A 15,451-nucleotide genomic window follows, 5' to 3' on the forward strand; every position below is an offset into this window, starting at 1 on the left:
AGACTTGATTCTTGCTCTGAAATCGTATCAACAAGGACAGATAAGTGTAAAGCGCGCTGTTTCAGTGACAACGCCTTGAAACAGCGGGCCTTGGGGGCATCTCGTATAATGCGGGCCCTTTCGACGTTTCTGGACTGCTGATGCGCTGGGTCCTCTATCCGATCGCAGCGCTGCTCGCGCTGGCGATTCTCGGTCTTGCCACGCTGGCTGCGGTATCGCTGTTCGCGTGGCCCAACCTTCCTTCGCTTGAGTCCCTGACCGACTACCGGCCTCGAATCCCACTCCGAGTATATACGTCGGATGGTCACCTGCTCGCCGAGTTTGGCGAAGAGCGCCGTGACGTGGTGCGCATTGCCGAAGTTCCATCAGCGCTCAAGCACGCCATCCTCGCCGCTGAGGACGAGCGTTTCTACGAGCATGCCGGGGTTGATCCGCTGGGCATCGCCCGCGCTGCCCTCGCCAACCTGACCTCGGGCGGGCGCGGCCAGGGCGCATCGACGATCACCATGCAGGTTGCACGCAACTTCTTCCTGACCCGCGAGAAGACCTATAACCGCAAGCTCTACGAGATCCTGCTCGCACTCAAGATTGAGCGCGAGCTGAGCAAGGACCAGATTCTCGAGCTCTACATCAACCAGATCTACCTCGGCCAGCGCGCCTATGGCTTTGCAGTGGCCGCACGGGCCTACTACGGCAAGACGCTGGACGCGCTCAGCCTGGCTGAAGCCGCGATGCTGGCGGGCCTGCCGAAGGCGCCGTCCGCATACAACCCGGTGGTCAATCCTGCGCGTGCCGCCGTGCGCCAGCAATATGTGCTGCGCCGCATGCTCGAAGCCGGCTTCATCCGGCAGACCGACTTCGAGGCCGCGATTGCGGTGGCCACGCCGACCCGCAGTCAGCGCGACACCGCTGTGGCGCGCAAACAACACGCGGACAACATTCACGGCGAGTACGTCGCCGAAATGGCGCGCCAGATCGCGGTCGAGCAGTTCGGCGAGCAGGCCTACGAGCTGGGCATACGCATCTTCACCACCGTCACGCGCAAGGACCAGGAGGCCGCCTACGCCGCGCTGCGCAAGGGGGTGACGGACTATGACCGGCGCCATGGCTACCGTGGCCCCGAGGCCTTCGCCAGTCTGGCAGCGGACAGCGCCTCGGACGAGCAGCTCGACGAAGTGCTCGCCGAGCACAGCGACTACGATGATCTCCTCGCCGCGGTGGTGCTGCAGGCCACGCCCAAGCAGGTCAAGGTATACCGCCGCGGCGAGGAAATCACCATCAGCGCCAACGGCCTGCGCTTTGCCGCGCCGATGCTGGCCGACAAGGCGCCGCAGGCGCGTCGCATCCGCCGCGGCGCCATCGTGCGCATCCGCGACAACGGCGACAAGGGCTGGGAGATCGCACAGGTTCCCGAAGTGCAGTCCGCCCTGGTGTCCATCGACCCGCGCGACGGCGCAATTCGCGCGCTGGTGGGCGGCTTCGACTTCAACCGCAACAAGTTCAACCACGTCACTCAGGGCCAGCGCCAGCCGGGCTCGAGCTTCAAACCCTTCATTTACTCAGCCGCGCTCGAGCGTGGCTACGGCCCCGGCCACGTCGTCGCCGACGAGCCGCTTTATTTTCCGGCCGGCGTCACCGGCAGTCAGGCCTGGGAGCCGAAAAACTACGACGGCAAATACAGCGGCCCGATGACCCTGCGCGAGGGGCTCGCGCGTTCGAAGAACATGGTCTCGATCCGCGTGCTGGAGGACATCACGCCGCAGTTTGCCCAGGATTATGTCGGCCGCTTCGGCTTCGACTCCTCCAAGCATCCGCCCTATCTCACCATGGCGCTCGGTGCCGGCAGCGTCACGCCCTGGGAACTCGCGGGTGGTTACGCGGTGTTTGCCAACGGCGGCTTTCGCATCAACCCCTACGTGGTGAAGGAAATCTACGACGGCAACGGCAAGCTGATCGCACGCACCGATCCCGTGGTCGCGGGCGAGAGCGCACCGCGCGTGCTCGATCCACGCAATGCCTGGCTGGTCGATTCGATGCTGCAGGACGTGGTCACGCACGGCACCGCCACCCGTGCGCGCAGCCTCAAGCGTAACGACCTCGCCGGCAAGACGGGGACCACGAATGACTACCTCGATGCCTGGTTCTGTGGCTACAACCCTGACCTGGTTGCCGTGTCGTGGGTGGGCTTCAGCCAACCGCGCAACCTCGGCCGGGGCGAAACCGGAGGCGCGGCCGCGCTGCCGATCTGGATCAGCTACATGAGCGCAGCGCTCGCCGGCGCCCCCGAGGTGCAGCGCCCGCGTCCGGACGGGCTGATCGAAGTCCAGGCCGGCGACGGTAGCCGCACGGACTACCAGTACGCCGAATACGCCCCGCCCGAGCCCCCGCTTGCACCGGAATGGCTGCGCGACATGTTCGCCTCCGAAGACGGGCCCGCGCTGGAGGCGCCCGAGGAAGCCACGCCCTCATTCGCACCCCGCCCGCCCCCGTCGGCACAAGCGCCAGCACCGGTCGTGGACCGCATACCGGTGCCGATCCGACGCTGAGCTCAGGGCGCAGGCATGAGCCGCACCCTCATTCCACCCTCAGTCGGCGCGCACGAGGGTGAGCGCCACCCCCGCCTGCGCGCTCACCAGCGCCGACAGCATGGCCCACAGTTCGCTACCATCGCGGGTATCGCGCCAGCTGTCATCCACCGGACGGAAGTGAAAGCCGCCCGACTTTGCCGCCACCCAGATTTCACGCGCCGCGGTGTGGCGGTTGATGATCATCTTGCTGCCGTTGTCGAATTCGATCTCAAGCACGCAGCCCTGCTTGGGCTCGACGTCCATATCCGCGCCACACTCCTCGAGGGCGGTCTCGATGCGTGCGAGCTCGGCCTCGGCCATTGCGTTGAAGACGGATTCTTCCATGCGGATTCCTTCTGATAGCATTCCGGTTTTTGGTAAACGATGGCGATGCGAGTGAAAACAACCCTAATCGCGCTTGCCTGCGCGCTGGTGTCGGCCTGTGGCATCAAGGGCCCACTCCATCTGCCCGCACCCCAGACGAGCGCATCCGGCCAGCCTGCACCGGGCGCCGATCATAACAAACCACTGATGCGACCGGAGCTGATCCCGGACGCCCTGAGCCAATGACCGCAACACACAACACCGTCTCCCCCTACCCGATCCCGACCCTGCATGCCGACAATGGCGAACTGAGCCTTGAAGACGTGCCGCTGACCCAGCTTGCCGAACAATTCGGCACTCCGAGCTATGTGTATTCGAAGGCCGCGCTCACAGCCGCCTTCGACGCCTGGCAGCAGGCCCTGAGCGGGCGTCGTGCGCTCGTGTGCTATGCGGTGAAGGCGAACTCCAACCTCGGCGTGCTATCTGTTTTCGCCCGCCTGGGGGCGGGCTTCGACATCGTCTCGGGTGGCGAGCTGGCGCGCGTGCTGGCCGCCGGGGGGCGTGCGGACAAGGTGGTGTTCTCGGGTGTGGGCAAGACTCGCGACGAGATGCGCCAGGCGCTGCGCGCCGGCATCCGCTGCTTCAATGTCGAGTCCGCAGCCGAGCTCGAGCGTCTGGACAGCATTGCCGCCGAGCTCGGGGTGAAGGCGCCGGTCGCCTTGCGCGTCAATCCGGATGTCGACCCGAAGACACACCCCTACATTTCCACCGGCCTCAAGGGCAACAAGTTCGGCGTCGCCTTCGCCGATGCGCAGGCGCTCTATGCCCGCGCCCGCGCCCTGCCCAACCTGCACATCAGCGGCATCGCCTGTCACATCGGTTCGCAACTGCTCGACCCTGCACCGATCGCCGAGGCGGCGCAAAAGCTGGCGGAACTCGTCGACCGCCTCGCCACCGATGGCATCACGCTCGACCACATCGACCTCGGCGGCGGACTCGGCATCCGCTACCAGGACGAAACGCCGCCTGGCGTTGCCGACTATCTTGCACCACTGCTGAAGGTATTCGAGGGGCGCACCGAGGAACTATGTTTCGAGCCCGGCCGCTCACTGGTGGGCAACGCCGGCCTGCTGCTGACCCGCATCGAGTACCTGAAGCCGGGCGAGACGAAGAACTTCGCCATCGTCGATGCCGCCATGAACGACCTTGCACGGCCTGCGCTCTACGACGCCTGGCACGACGTGGTCGAAGTCGTCGCGCGCGCGACTCCGGCACAAACCTATGACGTCGTCGGTCCGATTTGCGAAAGTGGCGACTTCCTGGCCAGGGAACGCGAGCTGGCAGTGGAAGAGGGTGACCTGCTCGCCATCTTGTCAGCGGGGGCTTATGGCATGACGATGAGCTCGAACTACAACACCCGCCCGCGTGCCGCCGAAGTCATCGTCGATGGCGAGCAGGCGCACCTGGTGCGTGCGCGCGAAACGATTGACGCGCTGTTTGCGGACGAAAAGCCGCTGTAGTCCCTCGCGACCCGCTGGCAAGGTGGCAAGGCCACCTTGTCAGCCCTTGCTCTGGGCCAGCAGTTCAGCCTCCTGGTAAAGGGCTCGACCAAAAGCCTTCCATGTCTTGCCGGCACTGGTATTGACGTCAATCTGCGCACTCTGGCGCATGGTGTGCAGCATGAGCTCGGACAAGGCGAACAACTCGGCGGTGAGCTTGTCCTCGCTCAGCGCGCTACGGAACAAGCTATCCACGCAGCCCGGCTTGCAGCTCAAGGCGTGACGCGCCAGCGCGCGCAGGCGGATGGGGTCATCCCAGTCGACTCCGAGCGCCAGCCCGCGCAGGAATATCTCGCGCTCGATCTCTTTCGCCCGGCGCGCATAATTTCCAAATCCACTCATTTCAAGAACCTTGCAGTCACGCCGAAAAACAAGTCCCCGACGTCGGTATCGATGAATTCCAACGAGCGCACCCCATCTTCAATGGTTTTATTCTGCCACTGTGCAGGGAAACGGCTGGCACCCTTCCGTCAGCAACCGTGCTGCAGTGCACTATACCGCCGTATGCGACGCGCCGCGCACCTGCTCTTGAGCACCCTTGCCCTGTTCGCAGCCCCCTTGTGCGCCGCGCAAGGGCTGCCGCCGCCGCTCATGCTCGCGCTCGAGAACGCCCACATCACGCCGGATGCGGTCTCGATATGGGTACAGGCGGTCGATGACAAGACCCCCAGCCTGAGCCTGAACGCTGAGCAGCCGATGAACCCGGCGTCGGTGATGAAGCTCGTCACCGCATTTGCCGCATTCGAACAACTCGGCCCCGCCCACACCTGGAGCACACAGCTCGCGAGCAGTGCCACGGTGTCCAAGGGCGTGCTCGCGGGCGACGTGTACCTCGTCGGCGGCGCAGACCCCGTGCTCGACCAGGAGCGCGTCGGCAAGCTCTTGCGCCGCCTGCGCGGCCTGGGCATAGAGCGCATCAGCGGCGACATCGTGCTCGACGCCTCCGTGCTGCGACTGCCCGCGCACGATCCCGACGCCTTTGACGGCCGCGGCCTGCGGCCATACAACAGCGGCCCCTACGGCCTGCTGATGCACTACAACACCCTGCAGCTCGCGCTCTTTCCCGGCCAACAGACCAACGAAGCCGTCACCGTGGTGGCCGAGCCCGCGCTTGCCGGAGTGCTCATCGACAACCGTGTGCACACCTCGAACGCCGCCTGCGACGTTTGGTATCGCGACCTTGAGGCCACGCTCGAGCCGGGACGCCGGCTCGTGCTCAGCGGCAGCCTGCCCGCCGCCTGCGGCCCGCGCACCTGGAGTGCAGCACCGCTGCCACCGGAGGAATTCGGCACCGCACTCGTCGCCACGCTGTGGTCGGAGCTCGGCGGCCACCTCGATGGACTGGTACGCAATGGCATCATGCCGGTCGGCACCCGGACCCTGCTCACTCACGACTCGCCGCCGCTCGCGGACATCATCCGCGACATGAACAAATGGTCGAGCAACGTCATCGCCCGCCAGCTGCTGGCCAGCCTCGCGGCCACCCACCCCAGTCTTGCCCCCGAGACATCGGACATGGTGGCGGAAGGCGCCCGTATCGCCCTTGAAAGCCTTGCACGCGTCGGCCTCGATACCCGCGCCCTGCTCATCGAGAACGGCTCCGGCCTGTCGCGCATCGAGCGCGTCAGCGCAGACATGCTGGGCCACCTGCTGCTGCTTGCCTGGCAGCGGCCGTGGATGCCGGAGTACATCTCCGCACTTCCGATCGCGGGTGTGGACGGTACGGCACGCCGGCGTCTGCGCGACAGCGCGGCGAACGGCCGTGCCCACATCAAGACCGGCTCGCTCAACGGCGTGCGCGCGATTGCCGGCTATGTGCTAGACCGCAATGGCCGTCGCCATGCCGTGGTGATGATGGTGAACCACGCTGAGGCAGCCGCGAGCGCCGCCGCTCAGGACGCCTTGCTCGAATGGGTCTGGGCCGGCGGCTTGTAGAACGTGCGCGGCCCTCAGTCCATCGGCATGCCACGCTGGCCACTCAGCGCCAGCCAGCCGCGCGCCACACGGTACAGGATCCACAAGCCGACCAGCCCCATCACCAGCAACGCAAAGGGGATGCCGATCACGGTCAGGAACATGAGCACGGCGACCACGACCCACAGCACGGCGAACCAGAAGGTACGGATCTGCCAGCGAAAGTGGCTCTCGAGCCAGGTGCCGCGCACCGCCGCCTGATTCCAGTAGTTGAGCACGATCGCCGCGATGGACGGAAGGCTGGCGACGAAGCTGCCGATGATGGTGGCCGAGCCCACCAGGCCGGTAAACACGGCAAACCCATGCAGGGCGTAGATCAGGTGGGTGACGGTGACCATGTTCGCGCTCGGCTGGCCGAACGACGTGGGTGCGGGGACGGGCTTATTCATCGTTTCTCCTTCGGTTTGGCAGGCGCTGCCAGGCACAGCCCCACGACTCAGAGTACGTGACGCCAAAACCATGATGAGGGCTTGGACAGGCCACCGCGCGAGATGTTGCACTGCCACAGCCCCGCCCGCGAGCAACTCGCATCAAAGACCGAGTGCGCCCCATATTTCATCGACCCGGCGCTTGACCGCTTCGTCCATGACGATGGGCGTACCCCATTCGCGCTGGGTCTCGCCTGGCCACTTGTTGGTCGCATCCAGGCCCATCTTGCTGCCCAGACCGGCAACCGGGCTGGCGAAGTCGAGATAGTCGATCGGCGTGTTGTCGACCAGGGTGGTATCGCGGCTGGCATCCATGCGCGTGGTGAGCGCCCAGATCACTTCCTTCCAGTCACGGATGTTCACGTCCGCATCGACCACGATGATGAACTTGGTGTACATGAACTGGCGCAGGAAGCTCCAGATGCCGAACATCACGCGCTTGGCATGGCCAGGGTATTGCTTGTCGATGCTGACCACCGCCAGGCGGTAGGAGCAACCTTCAGGCGGCAGATAGAAATCGACGATTTCGGTGAACTGCTTCTGCAGCAGCGGCACGAACACTTCGTTGAGCGCCACACCCAGCATCGCCGGCTCGTCGGGTGGCTTGCCGGTGTAGGTGGAGTGGTAGATGGGGTCGCGCCGCATGGTGATGCGTTCGATGGTGAACACCGGAAAATCCGACACTTCGTTGTAATAACCGGTGTGGTCGCCATACGGGCCTTCCGGCGCCATATCATCCGGATGGATCACGCCTTCAAGCACGATCTCGGCCGATGCCGGCACCTGCAGGTCGCTGCCCATGCATTTCACCAGCTCGGTCTTGGCGCCGCGCAGCAGCCCGGCGAACTGGTACTCGGAGATGGAATCCGGCACCGGCGTGACCGCGCCCAGGATGGTGGCCGGATCACAGCCCAGCACCACCGCCACCGGAAAGGGCTCGCCCGGATGCGCGCGCTGGTGCTCGAGGAAGTCGAGCGCGCCGCCGCGGTGCGCCAGCCAGCGCATGATCACCCGGTTGCGGCCAATGACTTGCTGGCGGTAGATGCCCAGGTTCTGGCGCTTCTTGTGCGGCCCGCGCGTCACCACCAGACCCCAGGTGATCAGCGGCGCGGCATCACCCGGCCAGCAGTGCTGGATCGGCAGTTTGGCCAGATCGACGCCGTTCTCACCCTCACCTTCCCACACCACCTGCTGGCAGGGCGCGGAGCGCACTTCCCTGGGCGCCATGTTGAGCACTTGCTTGAGCACCGGCAGCTTTTCCCAGGCGTCCTTCAAGCCCTTGGGCGGCTCGGGCTCCTTGAGATAGGCGAGCAGTTTGCCCACCTCGCGCAGCGGCGTGCTCCAGTCGCCGTCGGCGACGTCCTCGCCCATGCCCATCGCCACCCGCTGCGGCGTGCCGAACAGGTTGGCGAGCACCGGAATCGCCTGCGCCACGCCACGGGTCACCGGCTTCTCGAACAAGAGCGCGGGGCCACCGGCGCGCAGCACGCGGTCGGCGATCTCGGTCATCTCGAGGTGGGTGTCGACCTCCACCGTGATGCACTTGAGTTCGCCGCGCACTTCCAGTTGGGCGATAAAATCGCGCAGATCCTTGTATTTCATGAAAAAGTCTCACAGTGGGCAAAGCCGTGCGGGCAAGCACGGGAGCCCGTTAGGACAGCGGACAAGAGAGAAGTTGCAGCGCCGCTCAACGCTGGGCGTTGATGGCGTCGCGGGTGTCAAGCGCGGCCTGACGTGCGGCGGCGGCGAAGTTTTCGTCCTGGCCGGCGTACAGGATCGCCCGTGAAGAGTTGATCATCAGGCCCGCGCCATGCGTGCTGAGGCCGGCGGCCAGGGTGGCGGCGATGTCACCCCCCTGCGCACCGATGCCAGGCACCAGCAAGGGCATGTCGCCAATGAGTGCGCGCACGCGGGCGATTTCGGCCGGAAAGGTGGCCCCCACGACCAGACCGCAGTTGCCGCTCGCGTTCCACTCTTCAGCCACCAGACGGGCGACGTGCTCGTACAGCTTGAGCCCACCCACGTCGAGGAACTGGAGATCGGAGCCGCCGGGGTTGGAGGTGCGGCACAGCAGGATCACGCCCTTGTCCGGATAGGCGAGATAGGGATCAACCGAATCACGCCCCATGTAGGGATTGACCGTGATGGCGTCGGCCTTGAAGCGCTCGAAGGCCTCCACCGCGTACTGCTCGGCCGTGCTGCCGATGTCGCCGCGCTTGGCATCCAGCACCACCGGGGTGCCAGGGTGGCGCGTATGGATGTGCTCGATCAGCGCCTCGAGCTGGTCTTCGGCGCGACGCGCGGCAAAGTAGGCAATCTGCGGCTTGAAGCAGCACACCAGGTCGGCGGTGGCATCGACGATCTGGGTGCAGAACTCGAGGATGGCGTGCGGGCGCCCCTGCAGGTGGGCAGGGAAGCGGGCTGGGTCGGGGTCCAGGCCAACGCACAGCAGGCTGTTGCGCTGCCGCCAGGCAGCCTCGAGGGCGGTCATGAAGTGCATGTGGGGGTCCAGAAAGTAGCGGGACTGAAGTTACTGATGGAGTGCTCAGACGCGGCGCAGCAGATCGTCAATGAGCAGGCCGGCGAACACCGCCGCACCCAGCCAGTTGTTGTGACGGAAGGCCTTGAAGCAGGCGTCGCGCTCGCGCTCGCGGATCAAGGTGTAGTGATGGAGCGCAATCGCGGCCGCCACCAGCAGACCGACAAACCAGGCTGTGCCGCGCTCGGCCATGACGCCGACCAGTGCCAACAGGCCGAGCGTGATCGCGTAACACAGCATCACCGCACTGACGTCGAAACGACCGAAGGTCAGCGCCGAGCTCTTCACCCCGATCTTGATGTCGTCGGGCCGGTCAACCATCGCGTACTCGGTGTCATAGGCGATGGCCCAGAACACGTTGGCGAGCAGCATCACCCAGGCAATGGCGGGCACCTCGCCAAGCACTGCGGCAAAACCCATCGGAATGCCGAAGCCGAAGGCGATGCCGAGATAGGCCTGTGGAATGGCAAGAAAACGCTTGGTGAAGGGATAGCTGCCCGCCAGAAACAGCGCCGGCACGGACAGCCAGATGACCAGGCCATCGAGCGGCAGGAGCAGCATGAAGGCAAGCACGGACAAGCCGAGCGCCAGCAGCAGCGCCTCTCGCGTGCTGACCATGCCGGTCGCCAGCGGGCGGTTGCGGGTCCGTTCCACATGACCATCGATGTTGCGGTCGGCGTAATCATTGATGACGCAGCCCGCCGAGCGCATGAGGAAGGTGCCGAGCACGAAGATCACCAGCAGGTACAAGGGCGGCCAGCCGTCGGCGGCAAACCACAAGGCCCACAGCGTCGGCCACAGCAGGAGCAAGGTGCCGATCGGCTTGTCGATCCGCATCAGGCGGGCGTAGTGGGGCAACTTGGCGCTGAGGCTCATGGCGTGGGTCATTGGGGCAGATCGAATATCGCAGGCAGGAAGAATTCACTCACCATCAGCGCCCGGCCATGCCGGCAAAACAGTGAGCGCCGCCCCCACAGCTCACGCGCCAAACTCACCGGCGGCGTCCGTGTGGACAGCAGGGCGTGCGCCCGATGATAACGCGCATCGCGCGCATCGAGCCGGCTACAGGCCAGCGGCGCGCGCGTGATCGCCGCATCGGAGAACAGCGCTGCGCCCAGCGGGCGCGCCCCGAAACCCTGAAACAGATGCCACGCACCACGCACGTTCTCCAATGGAAGCAGCGAGCGCGCGAACACCACCGGCTGGCCGTCTGCGATCAACAACACCTCCCTCACCCACACGCGCTCGCCTGCGCGCAGGCCGAGCAGGACGGCCTCGTCCCGCAGCGCCCGTCCCAGCTTCTGCCCCAGTAGCTGGACGCCGAACTCGCTGCAGCGTGCCTTGACGCGCGCGGTGAGGGAGGAAGGGTCGGTGAGCCAGGACATGAGGGCAGGTGGGACGGTGGTGCGCGGTGGACGGGGCAACCAGGTTTCGCGGTGGAGACGGGTAAGCATGGGGGCTCTTGCAGAACGAAGGCGTATTTTAGCAAGCGCGCCGGGCAAGACTGCAGCCGGGGCCGATCAGGCGCGCAAAAGCGCCTCGCGTCCGCCGAGCCAGCGCTGCAACAGACCTTCGGTCGCCGCAGGCAGCTCGCGCAGCATGCGTTCGGCCAGCGCGCGTGCGGGGTCGATGAGCGCGGCGTCCTCTTCCAGACTGGCATAGCGCAACAAGGGCAGGCCGCTCTGACGCGCGCCGACAAATTCACCAGGGCCGCGAATACGCAGATCGGCACGCGCGATCTCGAAACCGTCAGTGTTCTCGTAGATCACCTTCAGACGCTCACGCCCGGTCTGCGACAAGGGCTGGGCGTAGATCAGGATGCACACCGACTCCGCGCTGCCGCGCCCGACGCGGCCGCGCAACTGGTGCAACTGGGCGAGGCCGAAGCGCTCGGCGTGCTCGATGACCATCAGGCTGGCCTTGGGCACATCGACCCCGACCTCGATCACGGTGGTGGCCACCAGCACATCGAGCTCGCCGGCAGAGAAAGCTTTCATCGTCGCCGACTTCTCATCGGCTTTCAGCCGGCCATGCACCAAGCCCACCTTCAACTCGGGCAGCGCCGCGCGCAAGGTGTCGAAGGTCTCGACCGCAGTCTGCAACTGCAGCGCTTCGGACTCCTCGATCAGGGGGCACACCCAATACGCCTGGCGCCCGCCCAGGCAGGCTTGACGCACGCGTTCGATGACCTCGTCGCGGCGCGTGTCCGACACCAGCCGGGTGCGGATGGGCGTGCGCCCGGGCGGCAACTCATCGAGCACCGACACATCCAGATCGGCGTAATGCGTCATCGCCAGGGTGCGTGGAATCGGCGTCGCCGACATCATCAGCATGTGCGGGCGGCGTCCGCCCTCGCCCTTCTCGCGCAAGGCCAGACGCTGACGCACGCCGAAGCGGTGTTGTTCGTCCACCACGGCAAGCGCGAGTCGCGGCAGCGCGACCGGGTCTTCGATCAGGGCGTGGGTGCCCACCGCGAGCAGAAGCTCGCCGCGGCGCAAGCGTTCAAGCTCGGCTTCGCGCTCGCGCTTGCGCCGGCTGCCGGACAGCCAGGCCACTTCCAGCCCCAGCGGCGCCATCCATTCGGAGAGCTTGCGCCAGTGCTGCTCGGCGAGGATCTCGGTGGGCGCCATCATCGCCGCCTGCCAGCCGTTGTCGACCGCCTGCAGCATCGCCAGCGCCGCCACCAGCGTCTTGCCGCTGCCGACATCGCCCTGCAGCAGGCGCTGCATCGGGTAGGGCGCGGCCAGATCGGCGGCGATCTCGGCCACCACCCGGGACTGTGCGGCCGTGGGCTGAAAGGGCAGCTTGTCGAGCAACGCAGCACCGAGCCGGCCACGCACCGGCAAGGGCACAGCCTGGCGGGCACGACGGGCGTTGTAGGCACGACGCAGCGACATCTGCTGCACGAGCAGCTCCTCGAACTTGATGCGCAGCCAGGCTGGATGCGTGCGCAACTCGAGGGCGGCGGGGTCGGCATCGGCGGCGGGGTGGTGCAGCGCGCGCACGGCGTCGCCAAAGCCGGGCAGGCCGAGCTCACGCAAGGCGTCCGGCGGTAGCGGGTCGTCGACTTGCATGCTCGCCAGCGCACGATCAATGAGCTTGCGCAAGGTGAGCTGACCGACGCCGGCCGTGGTCGGATAGACTGGGGTCAGCGCCGTGGGCAGTGCCTCGCCCTCTTCGACCGATTTGATCCGGGGGTGAATCATCTCGTCGCCGAAGAAGCCACCGCGCACCTCGCCGAACAGGCGCACGCGGCGCCCGGGCGCAAGCTGCTTTTGCTGCGAGGGATAGAAATTGAGCCAGCGCGCGATCAGGGTGCCCGACGAGTCGCTGACCCGGACAAGGAGCTGCCGACGAGGGCGCAACACGATTTCGCACGTGCTCACCTCGCCCTCGACCTGAACGGAAAAACCCGGCCGGGCGGCGGCGATCGGTGTCAGCCGGGTCTCGTCTTCGTACCTCAGCGGCAGATGGAGCAGCAAGTCCTCGGGGCGGTGGATGTCGAGCTTCGCCAGCCTCGCCAGCAGTTGCGCGCCAACCCCTGGCCAGGCGCGCGCACGGGAGTCCGGCGCAGGCTCAGCGTGCACAGAATCGAGCTCCACGGTCTGCACAGCCACGCCACTGCAGGCAGGAGTGCCACGGGAACGCGAACCCACGCCGGAGCGCGTTGCGCTCAAACGCGGGTGTATTGCGCCAATCAGCCAAGGACGATGGTGAGATCGGCCTCCACCAGCGCGGCGCGCGGCAACTCGCGCACACCGACCGTGGCACGGGCCGGATAGGGCTCGGAGAAATAACGCATCATCACCTCATTGACGACGCCGAAGTTGGACAGATCGGTCATATAGATGTTGATCTTGACCACATCGGCAAAGGAGGCGCCAGCAGCTTCGGCCACCGCCTTGAGGTTATCGAATACGCGCACGGCCTGCGCTTCGACGCCTTCAACCATCTGCATGCTGACCGGATCGAGACCGATCTGACCGGACAGGAAGACCTGGTTGCCGACCTTGACTGCCTGTGAATAGGGACCGATCGCGGCCGGTGCGTCAGGGCTGGAGATGATGCTGCGGGTCATGTTGTACACCTCATGTGCGAAAGGCCGACATTGTAAGCCGCGGGCGTGCCACAGGTGAGCCGTACGAAAACAGGCTCACCGGCGATTTTTTACAGCGCGCTCACGGCTATCAGGAAATTACCCGGCAAGGGCCAGCGCGCCCTCGCAGGAGCAGGCGGTCTCAGTCCTGCTGGCGCAAGGTGATCTCGCAGCCCAGGCGGCTGATCACTTTCTGCATGCCCAGGCGCGCGCGCGTGTTGATCACCAGCGGCGCCATGAAGTTGGCGCTCAGGCCGGCACCCGCAGGGCCGGCCTCTTCGCTTTTCTGCGAACGGATGATGATGACGACGGCGACTTCATCGATCTTGCCGGCGTCGTCGAGCTGCAACAAGGCCATGTCTTCGTCACTGAGGACGAACTCCAGGTTGACGCCCAGGCGGGCTGGCGCAGTGACCGAAAACGCCACCTCGGGATCGTCGACCGACTGCAGCAGGAAGACCTCGGCCTCACGGCCTTCCTCATGCACGAGCGCGAAGCGCTGGCATTGCTCGAAGCCGGGCAGGCCCGCAGGAAACTCGATAATGCGGTCGTCAGCGACTTCGACCGTGCCAAATTCAGGGCTTTTGATCTTCATGGAATTCCCTCTGGATGATTGAGCCGGGCCTGGCAGCAAGCCTCAGCGCTTTTTCCTTGCCGGCGGCAACAGCATACCCGCCTCCACCCCAGCGGCGCGCAGCGCAGCCTGAGCCTTGTGTGCTGCATCACGGTCGCCAAAGGGGCCGAGCACGACCCGGCTCTGGATGCCGGCGGCCAGGCCACGTGCATTGAGCTCATGCGCCAGCCCGATCGCATTCTGCGGATCGCTGAACACACCGAGCTGGATGCGGTAGCCGTCTACCGGCGCCGACGCCGCCTCCGCCATCAAGGCCGCCAGGGAGGGGGGCGGCCTTTCCCTCGCACTCGGCACGCTTGCAGGGGCTTCTCCCACCACCGGCGGACGCGCCGCAGCGCCTTCTGTCATCGGCAGCACATCCGCAAGCGGCGTGGGCGCGGCGGGCGCCGCGACCGCCAGGGGCGGAACACCGGGCGCAGCCTCCTCTTCGTCGGCTGCGACAGTAATCTGCGCCGACGGCGGCGGCGTCACCTCCTGCGGCTGGGATGCCCGCGTCTGCGTCCCCACGCCCCCGCCGGGCTCCTGATCAAGCGCCAGGGCAAGAACCAGCACGACGATAGCGCCCAGCAGCGCGCCCGCGGCCCGGCGCAGAGCGGAATTACGCTGCTGGCGGGCATCGCGCGGTGCGGCTTGCGGACTCACGAGCGCGCACCCCCGGCACGCGCAAGAGACTGCACCAGCCCCGCCTCCGCCACGCTGATGCCGCAGCGCGCAGCGATCTCTTGCGCATCGTGACCCTGGCCGGCGAGTTGCATGGCCTCGCTGTATTCCGGCGAGGTGCTCGGCTGCGCCACCACCGCGTCCGCAAGCTGCAGGTGCAAGCCTCCCAGCTCGGAGTGAAGCGCCTCGATCTGTGCACGTTGCAGCGCGATGAGCTCCTGCTGCCCTTCGAGTTCACGCTGCAGGTGACGCACTTCGAGTTCAAGCTGAAACACCTCCGGTGCAGGCACCACCGGAGTCGGCACCCGCGCTGGCTGCGCGGGCGCGACCTGCTCGGGTGGGGTGGCGATTGTCGCGCTCACGGGGCGCAATTGGGGGGCATAGTCGAATCCGTCTTCATCGTCATCGGCGCCAGCTGCATCGTCACCGGACTCAGCCGTCGCTGCCAACCTGGATGTGGTCATCGGTGCGCGCCCCAGACGCAAGGCACGCAGAAACTGCCAGACCGACCCCAGCACCAGGATCACCACCAGCCCCCATAGAATCAGGCGCAGCGTCATGCACGAGGCCTGCGCACAAAGTGGGCCGCGACATGTCCGCCGCGGGGCGACACACAGGGCGACAAGGAAAGGAAAGGACTCATCGACACGGCCAGCCTGCAGGAGTAATC

16 protein-coding genes are annotated in these 15,451 nt (G+C 66.0%); 4 read left to right on the top strand and 12 right to left on the bottom strand.

Annotated elements, in window-relative coordinates:
* The first annotated feature begins 140 nt into the window (after positions 1–140).
* Positions 141–2,546, top strand: coding sequence for a penicillin-binding protein 1A (locus M622_RS20870; RefSeq protein WP_021247476.1), 2,406 nt, complete (start codon positions 141–143; stop codon positions 2,544–2,546).
* A gap of 39 nt (positions 2,547–2,585) precedes the next feature.
* On the opposite strand, the gene cyaY is transcribed toward M622_RS20870, so the two are convergent.
* A complete protein-coding gene (gene cyaY / locus M622_RS20875) occupies positions 2,586–2,912 on the bottom strand; it encodes an iron donor protein CyaY (protein ID WP_021247477.1) in 327 nt (108 codons plus the stop codon).
* A 45-nt stretch (positions 2,913–2,957) separates the two neighbouring features.
* On the opposite strand from cyaY, the gene lptM reads away from it, so the two are divergent.
* Together lptM and lysA are read left to right on the top strand one after the other, a co-directional pair.
* The gene (gene lptM, locus M622_RS39525) at positions 2,958–3,137 is read left to right on the top strand and encodes an LPS translocon maturation chaperone LptM (RefSeq protein WP_084520640.1); all 180 of its coding nucleotides are present in this window, start codon (positions 2,958–2,960) and stop codon (positions 3,135–3,137) included.
* The gene (gene lysA, locus M622_RS20880; protein ID WP_021247478.1) at positions 3,134–4,411 is read left to right on the top strand and encodes a diaminopimelate decarboxylase; all 1,278 of its coding nucleotides are present in this window, start codon (positions 3,134–3,136) and stop codon (positions 4,409–4,411) included. Before lptM ends, lysA begins: the two co-directional genes overlap by 4 nt.
* Before the next feature lie 39 nt (positions 4,412–4,450).
* Here the strand turns inward: lysA and M622_RS20885 are convergent, their stop codons facing one another.
* Entirely contained in the window at positions 4,451–4,792 is a 342-nt protein-coding gene (locus tag M622_RS20885; RefSeq protein WP_021247479.1) for a hypothetical protein, read from the bottom strand.
* 162 nt (positions 4,793–4,954) lie between these two features.
* Here M622_RS20885 and dacB point away from each other — a divergent pair, with 162 nt between their 5' ends.
* Positions 4,955–6,385, top strand: a complete 1,431-nt coding sequence (dacB, locus tag M622_RS20890) for a D-alanyl-D-alanine carboxypeptidase/D-alanyl-D-alanine endopeptidase (RefSeq protein WP_021247480.1) — start codon at positions 4,955–4,957, stop codon at positions 6,383–6,385.
* A gap of 14 nt (positions 6,386–6,399) precedes the next feature.
* Here the strand turns inward: dacB and M622_RS20895 are convergent, their stop codons facing one another.
* The 10 genes from M622_RS20895 to M622_RS20940 all read right to left on the bottom strand — a co-directional run bounded on the left by M622_RS20895 (position 6,400) and on the right by M622_RS20940 (position 15,341).
* Complete coding sequence (locus tag M622_RS20895; RefSeq protein WP_021247481.1) at positions 6,400–6,813, bottom strand: DUF4870 family protein; 414 nt, start codon at positions 6,811–6,813, stop codon at positions 6,400–6,402.
* A 141-nt stretch (positions 6,814–6,954) separates the two neighbouring features.
* Positions 6,955–8,454, bottom strand: coding sequence for a 4-hydroxy-3-polyprenylbenzoate decarboxylase (gene ubiD / locus M622_RS20900; protein ID WP_021247482.1), 1,500 nt, complete (start codon positions 8,452–8,454; stop codon positions 6,955–6,957).
* A gap of 85 nt (positions 8,455–8,539) precedes the next feature.
* Positions 8,540–9,352, bottom strand: a complete 813-nt coding sequence (gene pyrF, locus M622_RS20905) for an orotidine-5'-phosphate decarboxylase (protein ID WP_021247483.1) — start codon at positions 9,350–9,352, stop codon at positions 8,540–8,542.
* A gap of 45 nt (positions 9,353–9,397) precedes the next feature.
* Complete coding sequence (gene ubiA, locus M622_RS20910) at positions 9,398–10,279, bottom strand: 4-hydroxybenzoate octaprenyltransferase (protein ID WP_031345987.1); 882 nt, start codon at positions 10,277–10,279, stop codon at positions 9,398–9,400.
* Positions 10,276–10,845, bottom strand: coding sequence for a chorismate--pyruvate lyase family protein (locus M622_RS20915; RefSeq protein ID WP_021247485.1), 570 nt, complete (start codon positions 10,843–10,845; stop codon positions 10,276–10,278). The genes ubiA and M622_RS20915 overlap by 4 nt, the downstream gene beginning before the upstream one ends.
* Before the next feature lie 66 nt (positions 10,846–10,911).
* Positions 10,912–12,978, bottom strand: a complete 2,067-nt coding sequence (gene recG / locus M622_RS20920) for an ATP-dependent DNA helicase RecG (RefSeq protein WP_031345988.1) — start codon at positions 12,976–12,978, stop codon at positions 10,912–10,914.
* 110 nt (positions 12,979–13,088) lie between these two features.
* Positions 13,089–13,469, bottom strand: a complete 381-nt coding sequence (locus tag M622_RS20925; protein ID WP_021247487.1) for a RidA family protein — start codon at positions 13,467–13,469, stop codon at positions 13,089–13,091.
* 160 nt (positions 13,470–13,629) lie between these two features.
* Entirely contained in the window at positions 13,630–14,082 is a 453-nt protein-coding gene (gene fliW, locus M622_RS20930; RefSeq protein WP_021247488.1) for a flagellar assembly protein FliW, read from the bottom strand.
* A 42-nt stretch (positions 14,083–14,124) separates the two neighbouring features.
* Positions 14,125–14,763, bottom strand: a complete 639-nt coding sequence (locus M622_RS20935; RefSeq protein ID WP_021247489.1) for an SPOR domain-containing protein — start codon at positions 14,761–14,763, stop codon at positions 14,125–14,127.
* A complete protein-coding gene (locus M622_RS20940; protein ID WP_021247490.1) occupies positions 14,760–15,341 on the bottom strand; it encodes a DUF2802 domain-containing protein in 582 nt (193 codons plus the stop codon). The genes M622_RS20935 and M622_RS20940 overlap by 4 nt, the downstream gene beginning before the upstream one ends.
* Positions 15,342–15,451 lie beyond the last annotated feature (110 nt).

Origin of the sequence: Thauera terpenica 58Eu (assembly GCF_000443165.1) — a bacterium.
Taxonomy (GTDB): Bacteria; Pseudomonadota; Gammaproteobacteria; order Burkholderiales; family Rhodocyclaceae; genus Thauera; species Thauera terpenica.

Coding starts and splice junctions, on each gene's coding strand:
- lysA (WP_021247478.1), top strand. CDS start 3,134: ATGACCGCAACACACAACACCGTCTCCCCCTACCCGATCCCGACCCTG.
- M622_RS20940 (WP_021247490.1), bottom strand. CDS start 15,341: ATGACGCTGCGCCTGATTCTATGGGGGCTGGTGGTGATCCTGGTGCTG.
- ubiD (WP_021247482.1), bottom strand. CDS start 8,454: ATGAAATACAAGGATCTGCGCGATTTTATCGCCCAACTGGAAGTGCGC.
- fliW (WP_021247488.1), bottom strand. CDS start 14,082: ATGAAGATCAAAAGCCCTGAATTTGGCACGGTCGAAGTCGCTGACGAC.
- ubiA (WP_031345987.1), bottom strand. CDS start 10,279: ATGACCCACGCCATGAGCCTCAGCGCCAAGTTGCCCCACTACGCCCGC.
- pyrF (WP_021247483.1), bottom strand. CDS start 9,352: ATGCACTTCATGACCGCCCTCGAGGCTGCCTGGCGGCAGCGCAACAGC.
- M622_RS20870 (WP_021247476.1), top strand. CDS start 141: ATGCGCTGGGTCCTCTATCCGATCGCAGCGCTGCTCGCGCTGGCGATT.
- dacB (WP_021247480.1), top strand. CDS start 4,955: ATGCGACGCGCCGCGCACCTGCTCTTGAGCACCCTTGCCCTGTTCGCA.
- M622_RS20895 (WP_021247481.1), bottom strand. CDS start 6,813: ATGAATAAGCCCGTCCCCGCACCCACGTCGTTCGGCCAGCCGAGCGCG.
- M622_RS20915 (WP_021247485.1), bottom strand. CDS start 10,845: ATGCTTACCCGTCTCCACCGCGAAACCTGGTTGCCCCGTCCACCGCGC.
- M622_RS20885 (WP_021247479.1), bottom strand. CDS start 4,792: ATGAGTGGATTTGGAAATTATGCGCGCCGGGCGAAAGAGATCGAGCGC.
- cyaY (WP_021247477.1), bottom strand. CDS start 2,912: ATGGAAGAATCCGTCTTCAACGCAATGGCCGAGGCCGAGCTCGCACGC.
- M622_RS20925 (WP_021247487.1), bottom strand. CDS start 13,469: ATGACCCGCAGCATCATCTCCAGCCCTGACGCACCGGCCGCGATCGGT.
- lptM (WP_084520640.1), top strand. CDS start 2,958: ATGCGAGTGAAAACAACCCTAATCGCGCTTGCCTGCGCGCTGGTGTCG.